Origin of the sequence: Rhodococcus sp. R1101 (assembly GCF_000278445.1) — a bacterium.
GTDB lineage: Bacteria > Actinomycetota > Actinomycetes > Mycobacteriales > Mycobacteriaceae > Rhodococcus > Rhodococcus gordoniae.
This window is the reverse complement of the sequence record NZ_AJVB01000455.1, coordinates 1-3,190: the sequence shown is the minus strand read 5'-3', so window position 1 is coordinate 3,190 and position 3,190 is coordinate 1. Positions and strand designations below refer to the sequence as shown.

General features: G+C 69.0%; 3 protein-coding genes. 2 read left to right on the top strand and 1 reads right to left on the bottom strand.

The features are described from left to right. Both R1101_RS0119755 and R1101_RS0119750 read left to right on the top strand, forming a co-directional pair. On the top strand, positions 1-731 hold a 731-nt coding region (locus R1101_RS0119755; protein ID WP_016935041.1), incomplete at its 5' end, for an ABC transporter permease. 119 nt (positions 732-850) lie between these two features. Beyond that, positions 851-2,356: a carboxyl transferase domain-containing protein gene (locus tag R1101_RS0119750; RefSeq protein WP_016935040.1), complete on the top strand. Its 1,506-nt coding sequence runs from the start codon at positions 851-853 to the stop codon at positions 2,354-2,356. A gap of 16 nt (positions 2,357-2,372) precedes the next feature. Here the strand turns inward: R1101_RS0119750 and R1101_RS0119745 are convergent, their stop codons facing one another. Continuing rightward, positions 2,373-3,047, bottom strand: a complete 675-nt coding sequence (locus tag R1101_RS0119745) for a GOLPH3/VPS74 family protein (protein ID WP_016935039.1) — start codon at positions 3,045-3,047, stop codon at positions 2,373-2,375. Between the last annotated feature and the right edge of the window lie 143 nt (positions 3,048-3,190).

The following is a 3,190-nucleotide window of genomic DNA, read 5'->3' as shown; positions in this document are numbered from 1 at the left end:
CCGACGTGGCCACGGCGACCGTGACCGTCGACGCCCTCGACCCGCCGGATCCCGAACAGGGACAACGGATCATCCTCTCGATCATCGCCGTGGTCCTGCTGTACATGCAGATCCTGATGTTCGGCATGTACGTCGCGATGGGTGTCGTCGAGGAGAAGTCCTCGCGGGTCGTCGAACTGCTGCTGTCGACCCTGCGGCCACTGCAGTTGCTGTGGGGCAAGATCCTCGGCATCGGCGCGGTGGGGCTCCTGCAGCTCACCGCCTACGGCGCGGTCGGTGTCGGCACCGCACTCGCCACCGGTACCCTCACGATCACCGGCACCGCCCTCGGGGTTCTCGCCGGCACGCTCGGCTGGTTCGTCCTCGGTTTCGCGTTCTTCGCCGTGCTCTACGCGGCGGCGGGATCGATGGTGTCTCGGCAGGAGGACGTCAACTCCACCTCGGGCCCGCTGGTGTTCCTCATCCTTGCGATGTTCTTCGCGGCCTTCTCGTCGGTCGACGACCCCGAGGCCGGATGGAGCACCACGCTGAGCTGGATCCCGCCGTTCTCGGCAATCCTCATGCCCCTGCGCATCGCCGCGGGTGTTGCCACGCCGGTGCAGATCGTCGGCACCATCGTGCTCATGGTGATCGCCATCGGAGTGCTCAGCGTGATCGCCGCGCGCATCTACCAGCGGTCGATCCTGCGCATCGGCCGGACGGTCACGTGGAAGGAAGCGCTCGGCCGATAGCCGATCCCGCTTCGAAGGGGAGAATATGTGCGGTTTCTCGCAAGACGCCGCACATATTCTCCCCCTCGTTCGCGTCGGTATAGGTTGACCTTCGACCGACGAGGACAGGTGGAGGCAACGTGGCCGGTGGCAGGATCTCGGCGCAGGAGTTCATCGACAAGGTGCTCGACCCGGGCAGTTTCGCCTCCTGGGACGTTCCGCCCATCGACGTCGGGGCCGGTGAGAAGTACCTCGCCGATCTGGGCAGGGCCGCCGAGAAGTCGGGTGTCGACGAATCCGTGCTCACCGGCTCGGGCACCGTCCACGGCCGGCGCGTCGCGCTGATCGTGTGCGAATTCTCCTTCCTCGCAGGCTCTATCGGTGTCGCCGCCGCCGAACGTATCGTTGCCGCCGTCGAACGCGCGACCGCCGAGGGACTGCCCCTCCTCGCGTCCCCCACTTCGGGCGGCACCCGCATGCAGGAAGGCACCCTCGCCTTCGTGCAGATGGTGAAGATCGCCGCCGCCGTCGCCGCCCACAAGGCCGCCCATCTCGGTTACCTCGTGTACCTGCGCAATCCGACGACCGGTGGCGTGTTCGCGTCGTGGGGGTCGCTCGGGCACGTCACCGCCGCCGAACCCGGCGCGCTCGTCGGTTTCCTCGGCCCGCGCGTCTACAAGGCGCTCTATCAGGAGGACTTCCCGGAAGACGTGCAGACGGCGGAAAACCTGTACCGCAAGGGCGTGATCGACGGGGTCGTGCCCCTCGGCGGGGTGCGGCAGGTGGTACACCGGCTGCTGCGCGTGCTGGTCGAGCCGAACCGGCCCGAGGTGGCAGCGAGTCCGGCGATCACCGCCGTCGACGACGTCCCCGACATCCCGGCCTGGCAGTCGGTGATGCTCAGCCGACGTCCCGAACGACCCGGCATCCGGCAATTGCTGCGGCACGCCGCCTCCGCACAGGTACCCCTGTCCGGAACGGGGCAGGGCGAGTCCGACCGCACCGTGCTGCTCTCGCTCGCCCGGTTCCGCGGCGTCTCGTGCGTGATGTTCGGCCAGGACCGCGCGGGACAGTCGCCCGAACGCACGATGGGGCCGGGTGCGCTGCGCGAAGCCCGGCGCGCGATGCGGCTGGCAGACGAACTGCGCCTGCCGCTGGTGCTCGTCATCGACACCCTGGGTGCCTCACTGTCGAAGGAGGCCGAGGAGCGCGGGCTGGCACCCGAGATCGCCCGCTGCCTCGCCGATCTCGTCACTCTGTCCACCCCGACGGTGTCGGTGCTGCTCGGCCAGGGCACCGGAGGAGGTGCGCTCGCCCTGCTGCCCGCCGACCGGGTGTTGTGCGCGCAGCACGGCTGGCTCGCACCGCTCCCACCCGAAGGCGCCAGCGCCATCGTGCACCGCGACACCACCCACGCTCCGGTGATGGCGCAGGATCAGGGGATCCGCTCCCGCGACCTGCTGCGCAACGGTGTGGTCGACGCGGTCGTCCCCGAGCACCCCGACGCCACCGAGGAACCCGTCTCGTTCGTCAAGCGGGTCGGCGCGGCGGTCGCGCGCGAACTCGCCGTCCTCACCGACGAACCCGCGGAGGAACGGTACCGGCGGCGGATCGAACGGTATCGGAAGCTCGGCGTGCCCTCCTGACCCGGCGCGATCCGGATCAGCTCGAACCCGCCACCGCTCCACCCGCTGCGATGGCCGTCATCATCGCCGCGTTGACCGATGCGACGGCGTCGCGTACCGCCTCGGCCGCCCACTCGCCCTGCGCGATATCCTTCGCCCGCTTCTTCACCGCCCGCTTGTCGGCCTCCGGGAACACCTTCGGCGCCGCATCCGCCGCCGACAGCAGCGCGATCAGGGCCGCGGTGCGTGGGTCGGGGGTCAGGCCGTCGATCAACGCCGCGCGGATCGGGCCACGAACGCGCTGCTCGTGGCCGGAATCGCTCGCGGGCCACTTCTTCGTCGGAAAGACACCGAGTATCTTCCCGCGCTCCTCCGAGACCGAGCCCTGCTCGACGACCCGTGCGAGAAGCTTCTCCTGGAGGCCCTTCTGCAGTTTCTCGATGGCCACCGTCGGCTTCACCGGCCTGCCCGAGCGGAGCCGTTCGACCGCCTCGGCGAGGATCGGATCGGCGGGTCGCGCCTCGGTGCGTATCACGATCCGCCCCTTTCTCACCTGCTTCCCCTCGGTGTCGACCGCCACCACGTCGTCGAGGGCGAGTTCGACGAGCACCGCACCCGCGAGAACACGGGGCAACTTCACTCCGTCGACGAGCGGCTTCCCCGATTCGTCGTCGAGCAGCAGGAGCAGAAGGTCTTCCGCTATCGAGGTCATGCGAGTCAGGGTAGGCACTTCGCCCGCTCGTCGCGCGATCGTGTCCGTCCGACGCAGACACGAGGTCGCCCCCACCGCAGGTCCCATAGAGTGGTTCGGTCCACAACTACCGTCGAGGAAGGACACAAGCGATGGGCTCGTAC

Excerpts from the sequence above, each read along its gene's own strand:
- R1101_RS0119745 (WP_016935039.1), bottom strand. The coding sequence starts at position 3,047 with ATGACCTCGATAGCGGAAGACCTTCTGCTCCTGCTGCTCGACGACGAA.